The 19,728-nt window shown below is 42.2% G+C and carries 20 protein-coding genes; 14 read left to right on the forward strand and 6 right to left on the reverse strand.

Annotation, left to right across the window (positions count from 1 at the left end):
* The first annotated feature begins 199 nt into the window (after window positions 1-199).
* Entirely contained in the window at window positions 200-1,468 is a 1,269-nt protein-coding gene (locus LKX84_RS03735) for a BspA family leucine-rich repeat surface protein (RefSeq protein WP_228235770.1), read from the forward strand.
* An 86-nt stretch (window positions 1,469-1,554) separates the two neighbouring features.
* Here LKX84_RS03735 and LKX84_RS03740 read toward each other — a convergent pair whose 3' ends face one another.
* Both LKX84_RS03740 and LKX84_RS03745 read right to left on the reverse strand, forming a co-directional pair.
* Entirely contained in the window at window positions 1,555-2,466 is a 912-nt protein-coding gene (locus LKX84_RS03740) for a metallophosphatase (RefSeq protein ID WP_228235771.1), read from the reverse strand.
* Window positions 2,463-3,182, reverse strand: coding sequence for a 5'-nucleotidase C-terminal domain-containing protein (locus LKX84_RS03745; RefSeq protein ID WP_228235772.1), 720 nt, complete (start codon window positions 3,180-3,182; stop codon window positions 2,463-2,465). The genes LKX84_RS03740 and LKX84_RS03745 overlap by 4 nt, the downstream gene beginning before the upstream one ends.
* 112 nt (window positions 3,183-3,294) lie before the next feature.
* Between LKX84_RS03745 and LKX84_RS03750 the strand changes: the two genes are divergently transcribed.
* The 13 genes from LKX84_RS03750 (at window position 3,295) to LKX84_RS03810 (ending at window position 16,032) form a co-directional block, all read left to right on the forward strand.
* On the forward strand, window positions 3,295-3,828 hold the full coding sequence (locus tag LKX84_RS03750) for a DUF6913 domain-containing protein (RefSeq protein ID WP_228236082.1): 534 nt from the start codon (window positions 3,295-3,297) through the stop codon (window positions 3,826-3,828).
* Complete coding sequence (dapA, locus tag LKX84_RS03755; protein WP_228235773.1) at window positions 3,828-4,718, forward strand: 4-hydroxy-tetrahydrodipicolinate synthase; 891 nt, start codon at window positions 3,828-3,830, stop codon at window positions 4,716-4,718. The genes LKX84_RS03750 and dapA overlap by 1 nt, the downstream gene beginning before the upstream one ends.
* Before the next feature lie 108 nt (window positions 4,719-4,826).
* A complete protein-coding gene (locus LKX84_RS03760; protein WP_410548864.1) occupies window positions 4,827-5,654 on the forward strand; it encodes an outer membrane protein assembly factor BamD in 828 nt (275 codons plus the stop codon).
* A 20-nt stretch (window positions 5,655-5,674) separates the two neighbouring features.
* Window positions 5,675-6,001 carry a DNA-directed RNA polymerase subunit omega gene (locus LKX84_RS03765; protein WP_228235775.1) on the forward strand — a complete coding sequence of 109 codons (327 nt, stop codon included), beginning with the start codon at window positions 5,675-5,677 and terminating at the stop codon, window positions 5,999-6,001.
* A 3-nt stretch (window positions 6,002-6,004) separates the two neighbouring features.
* Window positions 6,005-7,210, forward strand: a complete 1,206-nt coding sequence (coaBC, locus tag LKX84_RS03770) for a bifunctional phosphopantothenoylcysteine decarboxylase/phosphopantothenate--cysteine ligase CoaBC (protein WP_228235776.1) — start codon at window positions 6,005-6,007, stop codon at window positions 7,208-7,210.
* Window positions 7,203-8,093, forward strand: coding sequence for a DUF4835 family protein (locus tag LKX84_RS03775; RefSeq protein WP_228235777.1), 891 nt, complete (start codon window positions 7,203-7,205; stop codon window positions 8,091-8,093). The genes coaBC and LKX84_RS03775 overlap by 8 nt, the downstream gene beginning before the upstream one ends.
* Before the next feature lie 46 nt (window positions 8,094-8,139).
* Window positions 8,140-9,792, forward strand: coding sequence for a DNA repair protein RecN (gene recN, locus LKX84_RS03780; RefSeq protein ID WP_228235778.1), 1,653 nt, complete (start codon window positions 8,140-8,142; stop codon window positions 9,790-9,792).
* Window positions 9,793-10,244: 452 nt separating this feature from the next.
* On the forward strand, window positions 10,245-11,057 hold the full coding sequence (locus tag LKX84_RS03785; protein ID WP_228235779.1) for an enoyl-ACP reductase: 813 nt from the start codon (window positions 10,245-10,247) through the stop codon (window positions 11,055-11,057).
* A 55-nt stretch (window positions 11,058-11,112) separates the two neighbouring features.
* Window positions 11,113-12,120, forward strand: coding sequence for a glycosyltransferase (locus tag LKX84_RS03790; protein WP_228236083.1), 1,008 nt, complete (start codon window positions 11,113-11,115; stop codon window positions 12,118-12,120).
* A gap of 1 nt (window position 12,121) precedes the next feature.
* Window positions 12,122-13,075, forward strand: coding sequence for a YbbR-like domain-containing protein (locus tag LKX84_RS17985; RefSeq protein ID WP_228235780.1), 954 nt, complete (start codon window positions 12,122-12,124; stop codon window positions 13,073-13,075).
* Window positions 13,072-13,665 (forward strand): dephospho-CoA kinase, encoded by a 594-nt coding sequence (gene coaE, locus LKX84_RS03800; protein ID WP_228235781.1) that lies wholly within the window; start codon window positions 13,072-13,074, stop codon window positions 13,663-13,665. The genes LKX84_RS17985 and coaE overlap by 4 nt, the downstream gene beginning before the upstream one ends.
* A gap of 64 nt (window positions 13,666-13,729) precedes the next feature.
* Window positions 13,730-15,310, forward strand: coding sequence for a sensor histidine kinase (locus LKX84_RS03805; protein ID WP_228235782.1), 1,581 nt, complete (start codon window positions 13,730-13,732; stop codon window positions 15,308-15,310).
* 8 nt (window positions 15,311-15,318) lie between these two features.
* Window positions 15,319-16,032, forward strand: coding sequence for a response regulator transcription factor (locus tag LKX84_RS03810; protein WP_228235783.1), 714 nt, complete (start codon window positions 15,319-15,321; stop codon window positions 16,030-16,032).
* Between the two features lie 88 nt (window positions 16,033-16,120).
* Here LKX84_RS03810 and LKX84_RS03815 read toward each other — a convergent pair whose 3' ends face one another.
* Genes LKX84_RS03815 through LKX84_RS03830 form a run of 4 tightly spaced genes read right to left on the reverse strand, consistent with a single transcriptional unit; the run spans window position 16,121 to window position 19,713 of the window.
* On the reverse strand, window positions 16,121-16,615 hold the full coding sequence (locus tag LKX84_RS03815) for a gluconokinase (protein WP_228235784.1): 495 nt from the start codon (window positions 16,613-16,615) through the stop codon (window positions 16,121-16,123).
* Window positions 16,602-17,531, reverse strand: coding sequence for a tRNA (adenosine(37)-N6)-dimethylallyltransferase MiaA (miaA, locus tag LKX84_RS03820; protein WP_228235785.1), 930 nt, complete (start codon window positions 17,529-17,531; stop codon window positions 16,602-16,604). Before miaA ends, LKX84_RS03815 begins: the two co-directional genes overlap by 14 nt.
* Window positions 17,528-18,376: an ion transporter gene (locus LKX84_RS03825; protein ID WP_228235786.1), complete on the reverse strand. Its 849-nt coding sequence runs from the start codon at window positions 18,374-18,376 to the stop codon at window positions 17,528-17,530. The genes miaA and LKX84_RS03825 overlap by 4 nt, the downstream gene beginning before the upstream one ends.
* On the reverse strand, window positions 18,373-19,713 hold the full coding sequence (locus LKX84_RS03830) for an exonuclease domain-containing protein (protein WP_228235787.1): 1,341 nt from the start codon (window positions 19,711-19,713) through the stop codon (window positions 18,373-18,375). Before LKX84_RS03830 ends, LKX84_RS03825 begins: the two co-directional genes overlap by 4 nt.
* Window positions 19,714-19,728 lie beyond the last annotated feature (15 nt).

Below are 19,728 nucleotides of genomic sequence, written 5' to 3' on the forward strand. Positions count from 1 at the left end.
ATATCATTTGAATTTTTGTTGTCAGTTTTGAACAATTCTTTGATTAGTGATCTCAAAAGACTGAATTCAACATCAACATTGACGGTCTGATTAATCGGTAGCTGTGTCTCGTCAATTCAAACTAATCATCCGTCAACTAATTGATTTTTTTCTTAAAAATTACGGGCATATTAGGCTGTAATTAATACCAAAGAAAAAAATGAAAATCAAAAGTTTATCTTTTTTGTTAGTAATACTTTCTGTTATATCATGTGGAAAGGACGATCCAGAAACCTTGAATAATACACCAATATTCATTGACCAAGAGTTTGTTGCAACGGAAGATATTGATGCCAACCATGTCATAGGCACCTTAGTGGCATCTGATCCTGACGACGACCCGTTGACTTTTAAAATATTATTGAACGAAAATGACATGTTCACTTTGTCAACTTCAGGGGAACTTCGTTTAAAGGAGGGAAAAAATCTTGACTACGAAACTGCGATTGACCATGATATCAAGGTGACGGTGAGTGATGGCGACAGACAAGTTGATGCAATTATTACCATTTTGGTTGAAAATATAATTGATACTAAAGCGGAGGAACTACCATCCTTTGTAACCACATGGAAAACCACAGTTGAGGCGCAGGAGGTAACTATAGGAACCAATGCGTTATACCAATATAATTATACAATAGATTGGGGGGATGGCACTGAAGAAGAGATTCTGGCCGTTCAAAACCCAACACATCAATATGAGAAGCCAGGCAGTTATCAGGTAGTAATTCAAGGGGACTTTCCTTCAATCGTTATGGTTGATATGAAAGAAGAGTCCCGTATGGCATTAGTTTCTTTGGATAAATGGGGAACTATGGAATGGCAGGCGCTAGATAGGGCTTTTCAAGGTTGTTCAAAGATGATATATAGGGCAACAGATGCGCCGGATTTATCAAATATTACCAATTTGGATTACATGTTTGCGGACGCAACAATTGTTAATTCAGATTTGAATAGCTGGGATGTTAGCCATGTAAAAAGTATGTCACATATGTTTTTAAATGTTACTTCATTCAAAGGTGAAATAAAAGATTGGGAAGTAACTAAGGTTAGTGCAATGGATTTTATGTTTGCTGGAGCCTCTTCTTTTGATGGCGATATCAGCGATTGGGATGTCAGCGGTGTCACGGATATGACAGCGATGTTTTTGAATGCCTCTTCATTTAATCAAGATCTCGGTGGTTGGGAAATAGGTCAAGTATCTTCAATTCTAAATATGCTGGATGGAACGCGCTTATCAACTAAAAATTATGAATCAATCTTAATTGAGTGGTCAAAACAAGCAGATCAATTAGGTTCGGTTTTGGATGGTTTAGTTTTTGGCGTGTTAGATTTGAAATATTGCAGTGATGATTCTTCAAATTCTAGGGAAAGCCTAATTGTTGATCATGGTTGGGAATTTATTGGTGACTCCCAAAAATGTAACTAAAGAAAAAATAGACAAATATGGCAACCATCTAAAAAAAGATGAGTTTTTAGATGGTTGCTTCCTTTCAGCTTTATCGGCAGAACGATTCAAACCACAATACTCACACCCTCTGCAATGGTTTTTTTATCTGCATCAAAATAAAAGTCGATGCGCCCCAAGTTAATCCCGTAGCAACCCACTTGGTTCACTAACACGGAATCCCCGTTCTTATTGGTGCGCACATCTGGCTTGTCCAAAAAAGTATGGGTGTGGCCCCCAATAATCAGGTTGGTATGGTAGGTACGTTGGGCCAATTGTGTATCCATGGGTCTTTCAGGATTTTCGTAATCATAACCCAAATGGGAAAGACAGATGACCAGGTCACATTGTTCGTCTTCCTTTAATTTTCGTTCCATGTCCAAAGCAATCTCGTAAGGGTCAAGGTATTTGGTCTCTTTGTATAATTTTTTGGTTACCAGGCCATCCAGTTCAATGCCAAGTCCGTACACACCAATTTTTACACCATCCACTAGATATGTTTTGAATGGTTTGGTGTACCCATCCATCACAGTATTGGAAAAGTTATAATTGGCAGAGATCATGTCAAAAGTGGCATAGGGCATTTGGGCCAAAAGACCATCAATTCCGTTGTCAAAATCATGATTGCCAATAGTGGAGGCGTCATATTTCAGCTTACTCATCAGTTTAAATTCCAGTTCACCTCCATAAAAATTGAAGTATGGAGTGCCCTGAAAAATATCCCCTGCATCAAAAAGTAACGTATTTGGGTTTTCATTACGGATTTGCTGAACCAATGTTGCCCTTCGGGCCACGCCTCCCATATCCGGATAACTGGAATGGGTTGCGGGAAACGGGTCAATATGGCTATGCACATCGTTGGTATGCAGAATGGTGATATGTTTTTTGCCTATGTTGGAGCAAGAATTCAAACTAAGCCCTCCCATACCTATTAAGGCTGAAGCGGCTGCTGAGTTGGTGATAAAGTCCCTTCTTTTCATTTATCCAATTGTATAAAGCGGTCGTCGACCACGGCTTGTACAGTGTCCACTTTCTTAAAATAATCGATGATGGCATTGCGGAGCAGATAATCCGTATCGGTAACGGAAACCATATCATCAAAAAAACCGATACTGGCTCCGCCCTGTACCAAATAATCGGAAGTGGCCACGTAATAATTTCGACTTTCATCAAAAGGTTTGCCCTGAATGTTCACTGATTCCAATGCGCCATTTTTATCGGTCACGATTTGCATGCCCGATATGGGATGTCTGCGGGTGGCCTTGGTCAAAAAGTCGATTAACTTACGCACTGCGGTGCCGTTCAGTTCCACCACTTCAATATAATTTTCAAAAGGCATTACCTCATAGGCGTTACGCGCCGTTACCTTTCCTGCGGATATGATGGAACGAACCCCGCCATAGTTCAATACCACAAAATCCAGATCCTTTCCGGTCCTTGATTTAAAGATGGGTGCGGTCTCCGAAAAAACAATGTCCGCCATCAAATTCCCCATGGAGGTATTGCGTTCGCCATCATCCAACAACAATGATTTTGGCGCAATGGCCAAGGTGCTGTCCAATACCTCATTTATTCGGTTTCGGAAGGGTTCAATAAAGCTGGAAATGGAATCGGTCTCCTCGATCGAGGCATCAATGGGAAGCTGTTTTCCCTGGATTTCGGTAAGGGCTCCCGTATCATTTTTACAAGAAGCCAAAAAACAAAAAGTTACAATTGCAACAAATTGTTTGAATTTTAAATCATTCACGTACGTATCTTTGTTAAGTCGTCTTGGTAGATTAATTACCTTTGTAAAAATGCACAAAAATATGTTTATAAAGGGACTCCAGGTCAAATTTAAGGTTAAATCTGGGCTTAAATATTTAAAGGAGGAAATGGAAAAACCTCCTTTGCCCTTGGCCAGGGAGAAAGGGATTACCAGTGTGGGATGCATTGTGGATGTAGATCACTTTTCCAACGCGGAGGCCTTTTATGAGTTGATAGAGGAATTTTCCCTAAGACCGAATGCCATCAAGATTATTGGCTATAAAAGGGAATACGATAAAAATTCCCCCTATGCCATCCAGATGTTTTCTGATCGGGACTTAGGATGGAAAGGCCAGATTGAAAATGGGTATGCCCTGGAATTTTTAGGTAGGGAATACGATATGCTCATCAACTATTATGATGAGGATATTTTGATGATGAAATTGTTGTCAGTAAAAACCCAGGCCAGGTTGAAGGTTGGATTGGGGTCTCAAGATTCCAAGGTCAATGATTTGATTTTGAACACTCCCATAAAAGATTTTAAGCTTTTTAAGAGTGAATTAAAAAAATATTTGAAGGTATTAAACGAAATATAATGGAACAATTGTTAGGAACCGGAGTTGCGTTGGTCACCCCTTTTAACGAGGATCTGTCCGTAGATGTGGCAGCCTTGGAGCGCATTGTGGAGCACAGTGTGCAGGGTGGAGTGGAATATTTGGTGGTGTTGGGAACAACGGCCGAATCTGCAACCTTGTCCAAATCCGAGAAACAATTGGTTGTAGATGTGGTGGTCCGTGCCAATGCAGGTCGACTACCGCTTGTATTGGGCATTGGGGGTAATAACACCATGGCCTTGGTGGAGGAATTAAAAACCACTGATCTAAGCGATTTTGATGCGGTTCTTTCCGTGTCCCCATACTACAACAAACCGACCCAAGAGGGTATTTTCCGTCATTTCAAGGCATTGGCAGAGGCATCTCCAAAACCTATCATTTTATATAATGTGCCTTCCAGAACAGGCAGTAACATGCTTCCTGAAACAACCTTAAGGTTGGCACATGAGGTTCCCAATATTGTGGCGATCAAAGAAGCTTGTGGCGATATGGCCCAAATCAATAAGATCATCCAAAACAAACCGGAAGGTTTTATGGTCATTTCCGGAGATGATATCACTGCTTTGCCTACTGTATTGGCCGGTGGGGCAGGGGTAATTTCCGTTTTGGGACAAGGATTGCCGGCTCAACTTTCCAATATGATCCGTTTGGGGCTTTCGGGTGACTCAGAGGAAGCGTATGAAATCCACAATAGCTTATCCCAGCTCATGAACCAAATTTTTGAGGAAGGGAACCCTGCGGGCATCAAAAGTGTTTTTGAAAACTTAGGGTTGGCCAGCGCAACCGTTCGTTTACCCTTGGTTGAAGCAAGTGCCACATTGAAGAATAAAATCGGTTTGTCCTTGAAGGCATTGGACAAGGCACATGTTTAAAATTCGTTAAAAGTTCCCCAAAACCTTGCAGGAACCACATTTTGCCCGTTACATTTGGGAGCGGTAAATTCTTTTTTTAAATCCGTTCATTATCACTAATTTTGCAAAATGTTTTTGAAAATGAGGTCAATACTCCTTCTTTGCTTCGCAGCCATTCTCCTAACCTCCTGTAGCGAGTACCAAAAGGTGCTCAAGAACACCGATGTTGGGCCCAAGTATGATATGGCCGAAAAGTTGTACAACGAAGGGGACTACAAAAGGGCCGTTCGTCTGTTCGAACAGATAGCCCCAAAATATGTGGGTAAGCCACAAGGGGAGCGCGTCATGTTCTTTTTCGCGGATTCCTATTTCAAGACAAAGGATTACTATCTGGCTGGTTATCAGTTTGAGCGTTTTGTAAAATCCTACCCAAGGAGCGAGAAGATCCAAGAAGCTACCTTCTTGGGAGCCAAAAGCTACTACATGCTTTCTCCCAATTTCTCTTTAGATCAAACCGATACGGACAAAGCCCTAGCCAAATTGCAGGTATTCATCAACAATTATCCGGATTCCGAGTATTTTGATGAAGCCAATGCCATGGCCAAGGAATTGACCACCAAAAAAGAAAAGAAACAATTGGAAATTGCCAAGCAATACAATAAAATTGGTGCTTGGGATTTACCAAGATTGGTTTCGGCCATTAAGGCTTTTGATAATTTTGTGACGGACAATCCGGGTTCCGTTTATAGGGAAGAAGCATTGTACTACCGAATAGAGGCTTGGGCCAATTTGGCTTTTTACAGTACTTTGGACAAAAAACAAGAGCGTTTGAACGAAGCTTTGGGGTCGTACAACACCCTGATGAGGTATTACCCAGAGTCGAAGTTTAAGGATGATGCGGACAAATTGGCCGAGAAAATCCAAAAAGAATTGAGTGCATTTACCATTTCAAAATAAAAGTTTTTAAACAGTTGCATATGCAAGATTTGAAAAATACTAAAGCCGCAGTTTCCACTGTTACCTTGAACAGGAACGAATTTGATACCAGCACTGGTAACATTTATGAGGCTATTTCCATTGCTTCCAAAAGAGCCATCCAGATCAATTCTGAAATAAAAAAGGAATTGTTGGAGAAGTTGGAGGAGTTCGCTACTTACAGCGATAGTTTAGAGGAAGTTTTTGAGAACAAGGAGCAAATCGAAGTTTCCAAGTTCTACGAAAAATTGCCAAAACCACACGCCTTGGCCGTTCAAGAGTGGTTGGAAGACAAAATCTATTACAGAAACACAGAGAAAGACGCCTAAGAGATGCTTGGCGGTAAAAAAATCCTTTTGGGTATTTCCGGGGGAATTGCCGCATACAAGGCTACATTTCTTGTTAGGTTATTCATAAAAGCTGGCGCTCAGGTCAAAATAGTAATGACCCAGAGCGCCAGCTCTTTTGTTTCCCCTCTCACATTGTCTACCCTTTCCAAAAATCCCGTTCTGATGGATTTTGTGAACGAGGAAGACGGTTCCCTGTCATGGAACAATCATGTGGAATTAGGGTTGTGGGCCGATATCATGCTAATCGCTCCAGCCACTGCCAACACCTTGTCCAAAATGGCAAACGGGGTGTGTGATAATCTGCTATTAGCATCTTATTTGTCCGCTAAATGTCCGGTCTATTTTGCCCCGGCCATGGATTTGGACATGTACAAACACCCATCCACCAAAAACTCCATTGAAAAACTGCAATCGTACGGTAATGTGATGATTCCTGCCGAATCAGGGGAACTCGCTAGTGGCTTGCATGGGGAAGGGCGTATGGCCGAACCTGAAAATATCGTTCGGTTTATTGAAAAACATTTGGCCGAAGGACTTCCATTGAGCGGTAAAAAAGTGATGATCACGGCCGGGCCAACGTATGAAGCCATTGATCCAGTCCGATTTTTGGGGAACAAATCCACAGGAGCCATGGGCTTTGAATTGGCCCAAAAAGCAGCTGATATGGGAGCGGAAGTCGTATTGGTTTCTGGACCGACCCATCTCTCCATAACACATTCCGGTATTCAATTGGTTCGGGTAACATCGGCACAAGAAATGTATGAGGCCTGCCATAAGGTCTATTCTGATATGGATATTGCCATTTGCGCTGCGGCTGTGGCGGATTATCGTCCCAAGCATGTGGCCAGCGAAAAGATCAAGAAGAAGGAAGGGGATATGTTTTTGGAACTGGAACGCAATCCTGATATTCTTTTATCCTTGGGAGAAATCAAAAAGCACCAGTTTTTGGTGGGATTCGCCTTGGAGACCGAAAACGAACTTGAAAATGCCAAAGGAAAGCTACAACGCAAGCATTTGGATGGCATCGTGCTAAATTCCCTGAAAGATGATGGGGCAGGATTCGGGGGAACTACCAATAAAATTACTTTTATAGATAAGAATTTGGAGATTAAAACGTTTGGTTTGAAGACGAAGCCCGAAGTGGCCTCGGATATTTGGGACGAAATCATCTCCAGAATCCATGCGTAACGTACTGATTTTCATTTTTTTTCTTGCGATTTCAACAGTAGTTCCCGCTCAGGAACTAAACTGCGCCATCACCGTGAACTCTGATCAGGTTGGGCAGACCAATCAGCAGATTTTCAGAACATTGGAACGTTCCTTGAACGACTTTGTCAACAAGAACAAATGGACCAATCGTGTCTACCGTGAAAACGAAAAGGTCAATGCGCGGATGTTCATCACGGTGACCCAATACGAATCGGACCGTTTCGAAGCCAACATCCAAATTCAATCATCTCGACCTGTTTTCAATACCAGTTATGAAAGTCCTGTTTTCAATTATAAGGACGATGCCTTTAATTTTCAATACCAAGAATTCCAGCCGTTGGTTTACAATCCCAATTCGTTCGATTCCAACTTGGTCGCGGTAATTTCGTACTATGTGTATGTGATCCTAGGGTTGGATGCGGATACGTTCTCATTGGAAGGGGGCAACGATTATTACCGATTGGCCCAAAATATTGTAACCCAAGCACAAAGTTCCAACTATAGTGGATGGAGCCAGGAAACGGGAACCAGAACGCGTTTTGAATTGGTGGACAATCTGTTGAGCAATTCTTTTAGGGAATATCGGGTGGCCATGTACAATTACCACAGAAAGGGCCTCGATATCCTTGCCGATAACAACAGCACAGGCAAACAGATTGTTGCGGGTAGTCTCCGATTGTTTGAAACCTTGATCAAGCGTAGGCCGAATGCCTTTTTGATCCAGACCTTTTTCGATGCCAAATCGGACGAAATCAAGAATGTCTTTTCCGATGGGCCAAAAGTTGACATGGTCAAACTCAAGGAAACCCTGAACAAAGTGGCCCCATTTTATTCCTCCACCTGGAATGAGATAAATTACTAGTGCATTTCTACAAAAGAGATTTATCTTTACGGCAAAATCTTCAGAATTGCTGGCAAATCTTTCCATTCAAAATTACGCACTGATTGATGATGTGAGCGTTGCATTCACCAACGGGTTCACCACTATTACAGGTGAGACCGGAGCGGGAAAATCCATTCTATTGGGTGGGCTTTCCTTGGTTTTGGGGAAACGCGCCGACCTTTCATCCCTCAAAAATGAGGAGCAAAAGTGCGTGATCGAAGCGGAGTTCGACATTTCAAAATACCAATTACGGCAATTCTTTATTGACAATGATCTGGATTATGAGGATAGGACCATTCTGCGCAGGGAAATCCTGCCCAGTGGTAAATCCAGGGCGTTCGTCAATGATTCTCCGGTAACGCTGGACGTTCTAAAGGAGCTGGGCGAACAATTGGTGGATGTGCATTCCCAACATCAGACCCTTAGACTGACAGAGAACGATTTTCAGATGAAAGTGGTAGATGCGTTGGCCGGCAATGCTGATAATCTTGGGGAATATCAAAGGTTATTGTCGCAATTGCGAAAAGTATCCAAGGAACTTCAGGAGTTGGAGACTTTTCAGTCCAATGCCGATAAGGAACATGACTACAACAGTTTTTTGTTGGAAGAACTGGAAGCTGCCAAACTGAAGGAAGGCATGCAGGAGGCATTGGAGGTGGAATATGAGCAATTGAGTAATGTGGAGCAGATCATGGAACAATTATCTGCTGGTTATCAATTGATGAACGATGAGCAATTGGGCTTATTGGGAAGATTGGGTGACTTGAAACGCGCTTTTCAGACCCTATCGGAATTTGGTCCAGCCTACAAGGCGTTGAGTGACCGGATTCAATCAGTACTCATTGAAATGGATGATGTGGCCGCTGAGATTGAACAGATGAAGGATTCTGTAGAAGCTGATCCGGAACGATTGGAAGTAGTAAACGGACAATTACAACAGTTATATGATCTTCAGAAAAAGCATCATACCGATTCCGTTGCCAATTTAATTGCCATTCGGGAAGAATTGGCGATTAAGGTGGAGGCCGTAGCCAATATTGAATTCAAGATCAAGCAAAAGAATGAAGAGGTAGCACAAATGACCACTAAGGTCGATACCAGTGCGGGAAAAATACACCAGTCCAGAAAAGCTGTCATACCAAAATTGAAGGGAATGTTGGAAGAAAATCTGGCTACATTGGGCATGCCCTCAGCTAGTTTTAAGATCGAAGTAAATCCATCCAACTCCTTTAAAACCAACGGTAAAGATGATTTGATATTTTTGTTTGCTGCCAACAAGGGCTCCAGCTATGGAGAACTCAAAAAAGTGGCATCAGGAGGGGAGTTGTCCCGTATCATGTTGATTATCAAATCCATTTTGGCACAATACGAAAACTTGCCTACCATGATGTTCGATGAGATAGACACAGGGGTTTCTGGGGAAATTTCGAACCGAATGGGGGAGATCATGCAGCAAATGAGCGGTACCATGCAAGTATTTTCTATCACCCATTTGCCCCAAGTGGCCTCCAAAGGTCAATACCAATACAAGGTGTACAAAGAAGAAAGCGCTTCGGGAACCAGTACCCATATCAAACAACTCAGTTCGGAGGAACGTATTCGGGAATTGGCGGAAATGCTAGGGGGCAAATCGCTTTCCGAATCGGCTTTGGCCCATGCTCGTGAGCTTTTGCAGTAATACTTTGCCTTTTGTGTAGACTAGTCATTTCGAAATGAAACGCGACGTGTTGATTGAGAAATCTAGTGGATTTTGGATTCTTCGCTTCGCTCAGAATGACATAATGCTGACGTTGGGGAAACATAATTCGTAAATTGTGACAGCCACTCCTAAGCCTTCGAGTCTATTCGTGCAATTTGTGTCGGTAAATAGGAAAGGGATTCTTCGCTTCGCTCAGAATGACATAATGCTGACGTTGGGGAAACATAATTCGTAAATTGTGACAGCCACTTCTAAGCCTTCGAGCTAATTTGTGCTATTCGTGTCGGTAAATAGGGAAGAGACTCTTCCTTTGCTCAGAATGATGCGAAAGCAGGACAAGTCAATATCTCCCTAATCTATACCGCTAGGAATGATTAACAATCGAAATAGTTTAAATATCTTTGCTGAACAATCAACAATTGATAGAAAATATGGCATACAATCTCTTAAAAGGTAAAAAAGGAATCATTTTTGGGGCTTTGGATGAAAATTCCATCGCTTGGAAAACAGCAGAACGCGTTCATGAGGAAGGCGGTACGTTTGTACTGACCAATGCACCGATTGCCATGCGTATGGGACAGATCAAGGATTTGGCAAGTAAGACCAATTCCGAGATTATTCCTGCCGATGCCACCAGCGAAGAAGATTTGAAGAACCTTGTGGAGCAATCCATGGAGATTTTGGGTGGAAAATTGGATTTTGTCCTTCATTCCATCGGAATGTCCGTAAATGTTAGAAAAGGCAGGGCCTACACTGATGAGAATTACGATTTTACGGCCAAAGGCTGGGATGTGTCCGCACTTTCTTTCCATAAGGTAATGCAGACCCTTTATAAAACGGATGCCATGAGTGAATGGGGCAGTATTGTGGCCCTAACCTATATGGCAGCTCAGAGGACTTTCCCTGATTACAACGATATGGCCGATAACAAAGCCTATTTGGAATCTGTGGCCAGAAGTTTTGGTTATTTCTTCGGAAAGGAGAAAAAAGTTAGGGTGAACACCATTTCCCAATCTCCGACTCCAACCACTGCAGGTCAAGGGGTTAAGGGATTTGATGGGTTCATCAACTATGCCGAAAAAATGTCGCCGTTGGGCAATGCTACTGCGGATGACTGTGCCAACTATACGGTTTCCCTATTCTCGGACCTTACCAAAAAGGTGACCATGCAGAACTTGTTCCATGATGGCGGGTTCTCCAATACCGGTGTAAGCCAAGAGGTGATCGATGAATTTTCAAAGTAATCAATAAAAATATTATGGAAAGCCATCCTTTTTAGGGATGGCTTTTCTATTTCATATGGAGGCATTCTTTTCCATTGTGGTTCCGGTGTACAACAGGCCAGAAGAAGTTCGGGAACTGTTGCAAAGTCTTGCACAACAAGATTTTGAAAGGGATTTTGAGGTTGTGATCGTAGAGGATGGTTCTTCGGAAAGTTCGGAATCCATTATAAAAAACTTTCAAGAGCAACTCCAGATTTCGTATTACTTCAAGGAAAACTCCGGACCAGGTGATTCCCGAAATTTTGGGATGCAAAAAGCGAAAGGAAACTATTTCCTAATTTTGGATTCGGATTGCATTTTACCCAATCAATACCTTTCAGAAGTAGACAAAGAGCTGAAAGCGAATTTTGTCCATTGTTTTGGTGGTCCTGACGCCGCCGATGCCTCCTTCACTAAGGTACAGAAGGCCATCAATTATGTAATGACTTCTTTTTTAACGACAGGTGGTATCCGTGGAGGAAAAAAATCGGTCGGGAAGTTTCAACCCCGTAGTTTCAATATGGGGATTTCCAAGGAAGCTTTTGAAAAGACTGGTGGTTTTGGAAGGATTCACCCTGGGGAAGATCCAGATCTCACGTTTCGTATCTGGAATGCGGGTTTTGAATCCAGGTTGTTTCCCAATGCCTTCGTGTATCACAAACGCAGGATAGACTGGAATAAATTTTATATCCAAGTGAACAAATTTGGGATGGTACGCCCCATCCTGAACAAGTGGCATCCTGGCACCTCACGCATTACATATTGGTTCCCGACGCTTTTTATATTCGGGTTGATAGTGGCTTTTATTTTGGCCCTTTTCGGAATTGTTTTGCCCATCGCCCTATACGCCTTCTATTTCGTAATTCTGTTTTTGGACGCTCTGCGCAAGGAGGGAAACATGAAAATTGCCTTTTGGGCGCTTTACGCTGCCATTATCCAATTCATAGGTTACGGAATTGGTTTTTTCAAGTCCACAATGTTGCTTAATTTTAGTAGCAAGGAGCCGGAAGAATTGTTCCCCAAACTGTTTTTCAAGAAAAAATAACGTGGTCAAAAAGGTATTGAAAGGTCTAAACCAAAAGAAAGCGAAAGTATTTTCACTCTTCTTGCTATGCTCTTTTTTGGCTTGGTTCATCAGCAACCTTTCGGATACCTACGAGTCCAGATCGGATTTTTTGGTGAATTACCGCAACTTGCCCGATACCCTTTTGCAGGGAAAGAATTCCAACGAGCACCTTGAAGTCAAACTCAGAACGAGTGGATTTCAATTTTTGTACTACAATTTTTTTAAAAAACGGGTGGACATTAATGTTTCGCAGGCTGTTTATAGAAATGGAAGGTACGTGATCCCAGAAGATGAACTCAAGGAACAGCTGGACCAACAATTATCACAGAATATTTCACTTTTGGACGTAAATCAAAACCAATTGGTATTGGATTTGTATCAAGTGGCCAGTAGAAAAATACCGATTGTTCCAAAAATGGACCTGCAATTGGAACAGAACTATATCTTGGATGGAAAACTCATCTTGATTCCGGATTCAGTTACAGTAAAAGGACCCAATAGTGAAATTGACACCATCAAGGAAATCCGGACATCTCCCATAAAGTTGGCCAATGTTTCGGATAGTTTTGAAAGAGAGGCAGTTTTGGTTTTCCCAAAAGGATTGGAGAACAGTGTTTTTTCAGATGCTCGGGTGTCTATTTTGGGGAAGGTGGATAAGTTTTCGGAAAAGGTCTTCGAGGTTCCGGTACAGGTACTGAATGTTCCTGAAGGTTTTCATGTAAAGACTTTTCCTAGCACGGTCACTGTTCTTTGCAAGGCAAGCATAGAGCGGTTAAAATCGCTTTCAGCTGCGGATTTTGCTGTGGAATCGGATTATGAAAAGTCAAAAGGCAACGATAATACGTTATTCTTGACGATAGCCAAAAGGCCCGAGAATGCCTATGACGTTCGGTTGCAGCAAACCAGTGTAAACTTTGTTTTGGAACAGCCATGATGATCGTAGGGCTCACCGGTGGAATAGGGAGCGGCAAAAGTACCGTGGCCAAAATGTTCGAAAAGTTAGGCGTGCCTGTTTATGACTCAGACCATGAGGCGAAGTTGTTGATGGTTACCTCGCTTACCATCAAAGATGGTGTTACGAGACTTTTTGGTGAAGATGCCTATACTGAAGGGGAAATAAACCGGAAGTACATCGCTTCAAAAGTATTCAAAGACAAAGAATTGTTGAAACAATTGAATGCCATTGTCCATCCGGTGGTGCGTGAACATTTTCTGCAATGGACGGCCCAACAATCCGCTCCTTATGTGATCCAAGAAACTGCCCTGATTTTTGAAAACAATGCCCAGGATAAGTATGATTTTACCATTTTGGTAACCGCCCCAGAAGAGGCAAGGATTAAGCGGGTCATGACAAGAGATAGTATGGACAAGGAAGCAATCCTAGACCGAATGAAGAACCAAATGCAAGATGCTGACAAGATACCTTTGGCCCATTTTTGCATTGAAAATGTTGATTTGAAAACGACCAAGAGAAAGGTTAAACAACTTCACACCAAACTGTTGGCCCTCGCCGCCAAATTTTAACATTTTTGTTAAGGTTAGGTTAAACGGTAAAAGGCCTAAATGTTAAATTTTTAATTTTGACTCAATGAACAAGAAGCTTTTCGTTCTTCTGGTCATTCTGATGAGCTTATCCCTGATTGGGATTATTTTCGTTCAGGTTTATTGGATCAGGACATCCATAAACGACAAAGAAGAACAATTTTCAAGGACGGTCACGGACATTTTGGACAAAGTGGCCAACAGGGTGGAGATGATGGAGATGAAGGAGGTTTCCGACCGCATCGCTTCTCAGTTAGATTCTATTGGGCCGCCAACAAGCAGTCAGTACAGGCAAATTTTGTTTGTAGATCAGGACTTGAATTCTGATGAAATACTTTTTTATTCCCACGGAATACTAGAGGAAGATTATAATATAACATCAACGTTCTTTGATAACACGGACGGGCAAGATTCCACAACGCTTAAAAAATACACGAGTAAGCGTACCAAGGCCATTTACAAAAAAGAAACTGGTCTGGATGGGAAAACCTACGGGTTGACTCCTTTGCAGAAATATGAAAAAATCGGGAACCTGAACAGTGTGGAACGAGCAGCTATGGAAGATGTGCTTAGGGAATATGCCCAGACCACTCCCATTCATAAGCGGGTATCCAAACAGGAATTGGAACTCCTCTTGAGCCAAGAACTCCAAAATCGGAACATTGACATTGATTATGAGTATGGCGTATATAGTCAAGGCTATCCAACCAAAATAAGGTCCAATAAGTTCAAGTTTACTGGAACTAAAATGTACAGGGCGCCCATTTTCAAGGACAGCGAAGGACAAACCAGTTTTTCATTGTTGTTGACTTTTCCGACCATGAAGAAATTTATTTTCAGGTCGATCATGGGTATGGCATTTTTGTCTTTGATGTTCATTTTGATCATCATGTTGGCGTATTCCAGTGCCATTTATCAGTTGATAAAGCAAAAGCAGATTTCAGAGATCAAGTCTGACTTCATCAACAACATGACCCATGAGTTCAAGACCCCGATTGCCACGATCAATTTGGCGGTAGAGGCCATAAGGAATCCAAAGGCCATTGAGGACAAGGAAAAAGTATTGCGCTATTTGGGAATGATTCGTGATGAGAACAAACGTATGCATGCCCAAGTAGAGAATGTATTGAGAATTTCCAAACTGGAGAAAAATCAGTTGGATATCAGCAAGGATAGGGTAGATATGCATGACATTATCAGCGATGCCATTGCGCATGTAGAGTTGATCGTGCAAGACCGTGGCGGTTATGTAAATGCGCATTTAGATGCCGAAAGGTCAGATGTTTTGGCCAATGACATGCACATGACCAATGTGGTGGTTAACATTCTGGACAATGCGATCAAGTATTCGCCAGAAACCCCAAAAATAGATGTGTTCACCGAAGTGGTGAAGAACAATATTATAATAAAGATTCAGGATCATGGAGCTGGTATGAGCAAAGCGGTTTTGAAAAAAGTGTTTGAAAAATTTTACCGGGAACATACCGGTGACGTTCACAACGTAAAGGGTCACGGATTAGGATTGGCCTACGTTAAACGAATTATTGATGATCACCAAGGAGAGGTTTATGCCGAAAGCGAAAAAGGTAAAGGAAGTACCTTCTTCATAAAGCTCCCTTTAATTTAAAACGAACTATGGAAACAGAAAGAAAAAAGATACTACTCGTAGAGGACGACCCTAATTTCGGGATCGTGTTGAAGGATTATTTGGCTATGAATGATTTTGAAGTGGTTTTGGCCAAAAACGGAATGGAAGGTTTTGAAAAGTTCAAAAAGGACAATTTTGATGTCTGTATTTTGGACGTGATGATGCCTTACAAGGATGGATTCACCCTTGCCAAGGAAATTCGCGAAAAGAACGAGAACGTTCCGATCATATTCCTGACTGCAAAGACCATGAAGGAAGATGTGTTGAAAGGTTACAAGGCGGGTGCCGATGATTACTTGAACAAGCCCTTCGATTCTGAAGTATTGTTGATGAAACTGAAGGCCATCCTACAAAGAAAGGCAACCGGTTCATTGGCGGATAGCAAGCAGTTCGAGTTCCAGATCGGGCATTTCCATTTGAACTCCAAGCTCCGCTTCCTTAAATACCAGGAAGAAGAGCCCATAAAACTTTCTCCAAAAGAGAACGAACTGTTGCGTTTGTTGGCCTTGCATGAAAATGACTTGATGCCAAGGGAATTGGCATTGACCAAAATCTGGAGGGATGATAACTACTTCACTTCCAGGAGTATGGACGTGTATATTGCCAAATTGAGAAAGTACCTTAAAAAGGACGATTCAGTGGAAATTTTGAACATACACGGAGAAGGATTCCGACTGGTGGTCAAGGCCGAAAACCAATGATCACATCTAAAATAAATAGAAAAAGCTACCATATGGTGGCTTTTTTTATGTTATATATTGAAGGGAAAGCCAGCCTTTCCCGGGCACATTATTTCAACCGGTTTAAAATCTCTTTTACAATTTTGGCGGGTTTATCCTCAATGGAAACCGTAATTTCCTTTTTGGGCGGTTCCAAGGTATCAAACTGGGATTGAAGCAAATTTGCAGGCATAAAATGCCCTTTTCGCTTTAACAGACGGGATTGGATCAAGTCAAAAGACCCTTCCAGATACACAAAAGCCATACAATAACCCATGCCGGCTCGCAAGAGGCTCCTGTAGTTCTTTTTAAGGGCAGAGCAGGCAATGATGGCTCCGGTATGTCGGTGATCCAAGGCCAATTTATTGAGTTTGATCAACCATTCTTTGCGATCTTCATCATTCAGGGGTTGACCGGAACTCATTTTTTCAATATTGGACTTGGGGTGAAAGTGGTCGCCATCAAAAAAGGGACGGTCCAACTCTTTGGCCAATAGTTTTCCAATTTCAGTTTTTCCACAACCGCTTACGCCCATTATGACCAAAACACTCTTATTGTGGGGCATGCTGTAAGGATTTAAGGCGGTCCGTGACCAATTCAATCATTTTATCAGGTTCAAGATTATAGGGTATCCACAAAATGCTGTCGTTCTTTCGTAACCAGGTCAGCTGGCGTTTTGCAAACCGTCTGGTATTTTTTTTGATTTCTGAAACGGCATGTTCCAGTGGAAAAAGGCCATCAATATATTCAAAAAGTTCTTTGTAACCAACCGTTTGTAATGCATTCAGATTGCGATGCGGGTACAATTTTTTCACTTCCTCCAACAAACCCGCTTCCATCATCAGGTCCACACGCAAATTGATTCGTTCGTAAATCACTTCCCGAGGTGCATCTAGACCAATATACAAGGTATCAAAAGGTCTTTCGGCTTTCTTTTGATTTAGGAAAGAGGAATAGGGCCTGCCACTGGCAATACAAACCTCAAGTGCCCTGATCAACCGATGGGGGTTATCTAGATCCACTATTTTATGATAATGCGGATCACGGACCCTAAGTTCATCTTGAAGGGATTCTAATCCTTCTGTTTCTAATCTTTTGTTGAGATTATCACGTATAACCGGTTCAACATCAGGGAAATCATCTAGCCCATTGACCACGGCATCTACATAAAGTCCACTTCCGCCTACCATGATGGCAGTATCATATTTTTGGAATAAATCATCCAAAAGTTGGATTGCTTCCTTTTCAAAATCTCCCACGGAATAGGGCTCCAAAATGCTTTTATGTTGAATAAAATGATGGGTGGCAGCCTCCAATTCCTGTTTGGAGGGGACGGCAGTTCCAATCGCCATTTCCTTGAAAAACTGACGTGAATCCGCCGAAATGATCTCTGTGCCAAAATGTTTCGCCAAAAGAATTCCCAAGGCCGTTTTTCCTATGGCCGTCGGCCCAACCACTGTCAAAAGAACCTTATTGTTCATAATGGATGGCCGCAATTATAGCAATGGGTGGCATCGTCCCTGTGACCTTCCACGGAACAATTGGGACAGGCTTGGGTGTTTACATGTACAATATGTTTGCCCTCTTCCTTGCCTCCAGTTTTATTGCTTTTTGTAAATTCAGCAGTAACGATACCGGTCGGTACCGCAATGATGCCATAACCCAAGATCATGATCACGGTGGCCAAAAATTGGCCTAAATTGGTTTGAGGGGCGATGTCGCCATACCCAACGGTGGTCAAGGTTACAATGGTCCAATAGATGCTTCGGGGAATGCTGGTAAAACCGGATTCGTCTCCTTCCACAATGTACATCAGCGTCCCCAGAATCACGGAAAGGATGAGCACCACATAGATAAAAACAGCTATCTTGGTCCGACTGGCCTTTAGAGCGGCCTGCAATTGTGAAGCTTCCCCAATGAACTTCACCAATTTCAATATCCTGAAAATCCGAAGTAAACGGAATGCCCTTACCGCTAACAATACCTGGGATCCAGCAAAAATATAGGATAGGTATAATGGTATTGTGGAAAGAAAATCGATGATGCCATAAAAGCTCAATGCGTATTTCCATGGTTTTTTAATGCTGATGAGCCTGGCAATATATTCCAAGGAAAATAAAATAGTGATGATCCATTCCAGGGTCAGTAGGGTAGTATGATGCTTATCGTCAAACCCTTTAATGCTTTCGAGCATGACCAATACCACACTAAAGATGATCAACACAAAAAGAAGGAGGTCAAAAAGTTTGCCCGCAGGAGTGTCCGCCTCATAAATCACTTCATGAAGTTTCCTTTTCCATCGGGATTGTTCTTTTGGTTCTATCAACTTGAAGAGGTTAGGGGTACTGTCTTTAATCTATTGTTTTTTCTAAGATAGGATTCTATGATGAAGGTGGTGTTATCGTCACTTGCCATCGGGGTCATGATGGATTCCAAGATATGAATATTATTGATCTGATGGTTGAGTTCCACATATCCAAAACCTTGAAGCTTACCGCTTTTGATCAGGATGAAACTTCGCTCGCCTGTAATTCTACCGCGATCCAATAGGGCAATATCCTTGCCTTGAATACTATACCTTTCATATGCGGTGATTACTTTTTCATTGCATTCCAAAACACTTGCGCCTTCTATTTCCTGAATGGTACAGACAGCTTCAAGGTCTAGGGAGCAGGGGCAAAGTTCAAATTCGGTTTGGATTTTTCCCAAGAAATTTTTGGCCGCTTCGGTTCCATTGAAGGCCATGGAAGTGGATTTTAGGACCCTGCTATCAGCAACCTCCAAAACGATATGTTCCGTTCCATTTTGGCCAAAATCCACGATATGTGAGAATAGTTTCTTTTTGCTTACCTGGTTGAATTTGGGATTGTTCTTTTTCTGCTCCAAATAGGCTTTTAAAATGGCGATCAATTCGCTTCCGGTGGGTTCGTAGGAAACCTTTTTGGTCTCTTTTTGAAGTTTTCTGCCCAACTTTCCGATATTGGTAAAATGCTGGTTTACTCTCTTTTTTATATCCTTGGTCTTTCCCAAAAATATGATGGCCCCTTCTCGATCGTGTAAATAATAAACTCCTGTTTCCGAAGGAAGGTTGTAGACCATGTCCAATTGATTGGGGGAGAGCTCTCCATGGGTCTCTTCACGAATTACTTCGGTGATGATCTTTTTGTCCGTATCCTTGTTCAACAATAGTTTGAACAATTTCAAGGTAGCCAAGGCATCGCCATTGGCCCGGTGCCGGTCACTCATCGGAATACCTAGGGAGCGGGCCAATTTTCCCAAGCTATGAGATTCTGCATCCGGGATCAATTGTTTGGATAGGTCTACCGTGCAAAGTGTTTTTCGTTGGTAATTATACCCCAATCGCCTAAACTCTGTCCGTAGTATTCTATAATCGAATTGTGCATTGTGCGCCACAATAACGGCGCCTTCGGTGATTTCCACAATCCGTTTGGCCACTTCGTGGAACTTGGGTGCGGAACGGAGCATGGCATTGTTGATTCCCGTTAGTTTGGAAACAAAGGGTTGTATTTCCCGCTCTGGATTGATCAGGCAAATAAATTGATCTACAACCTGATGGCCATCAAAGCGGTGGATGGCAATCTCCATGATGCCTTCTTCATTGTATTTTCCTCCCGTGCTTTCAATATCCAGTATGGCGTACATGAAATCCCTTGGTTG

This window comes from Allomuricauda sp. M10 (assembly GCF_020782875.1).
Taxonomy (GTDB): Bacteria; Bacteroidota; Bacteroidia; order Flavobacteriales; family Flavobacteriaceae; genus Flagellimonas.

Excerpts from the sequence above, each read along its gene's own strand:
- LKX84_RS03735 (WP_228235770.1), top strand. The coding sequence starts at position 200 with ATGAAAATCAAAAGTTTATCTTTTTTGTTAGTAATACTTTCTGTTATA.
- coaBC (WP_228235776.1), top strand. The coding sequence starts at position 6,005 with ATGCTTGGCGGTAAAAAAATCCTTTTGGGTATTTCCGGGGGAATTGCC.
- LKX84_RS03775 (WP_228235777.1), top strand. The coding sequence starts at position 7,203 with ATGCGTAACGTACTGATTTTCATTTTTTTTCTTGCGATTTCAACAGTA.
- miaA (WP_228235785.1), bottom strand. The coding sequence starts at position 17,531 with ATGAACAATAAGGTTCTTTTGACAGTGGTTGGGCCGACGGCCATAGGA.
- LKX84_RS03765 (WP_228235775.1), top strand. The coding sequence starts at position 5,675 with ATGCAAGATTTGAAAAATACTAAAGCCGCAGTTTCCACTGTTACCTTG.
- LKX84_RS03740 (WP_228235771.1), bottom strand. The coding sequence starts at position 2,466 with ATGAAAAGAAGGGACTTTATCACCAACTCAGCAGCCGCTTCAGCCTTA.
- LKX84_RS03805 (WP_228235782.1), top strand. The coding sequence starts at position 13,730 with ATGAACAAGAAGCTTTTCGTTCTTCTGGTCATTCTGATGAGCTTATCC.
- LKX84_RS03815 (WP_228235784.1), bottom strand. The coding sequence starts at position 16,615 with ATGCCCCACAATAAGAGTGTTTTGGTCATAATGGGCGTAAGCGGTTGT.
- LKX84_RS03790 (WP_228236083.1), top strand. The coding sequence starts at position 11,113 with ATGGAGGCATTCTTTTCCATTGTGGTTCCGGTGTACAACAGGCCAGAA.
- LKX84_RS03750 (WP_228236082.1), top strand. The coding sequence starts at position 3,295 with ATGTTTATAAAGGGACTCCAGGTCAAATTTAAGGTTAAATCTGGGCTT.
- dapA (WP_228235773.1), top strand. The coding sequence starts at position 3,828 with ATGGAACAATTGTTAGGAACCGGAGTTGCGTTGGTCACCCCTTTTAAC.
- coaE (WP_228235781.1), top strand. The coding sequence starts at position 13,072 with ATGATGATCGTAGGGCTCACCGGTGGAATAGGGAGCGGCAAAAGTACC.
- LKX84_RS03760 (WP_410548864.1), top strand. The coding sequence starts at position 4,827 with ATGTTTTTGAAAATGAGGTCAATACTCCTTCTTTGCTTCGCAGCCATT.
- LKX84_RS03830 (WP_228235787.1), bottom strand. The coding sequence starts at position 19,713 with ATGTACGCCATACTGGATATTGAAAGCACGGGAGGAAAATACAATGAA.
- LKX84_RS03810 (WP_228235783.1), top strand. The coding sequence starts at position 15,319 with ATGGAAACAGAAAGAAAAAAGATACTACTCGTAGAGGACGACCCTAAT.
- LKX84_RS03785 (WP_228235779.1), top strand. The coding sequence starts at position 10,245 with ATGGCATACAATCTCTTAAAAGGTAAAAAAGGAATCATTTTTGGGGCT.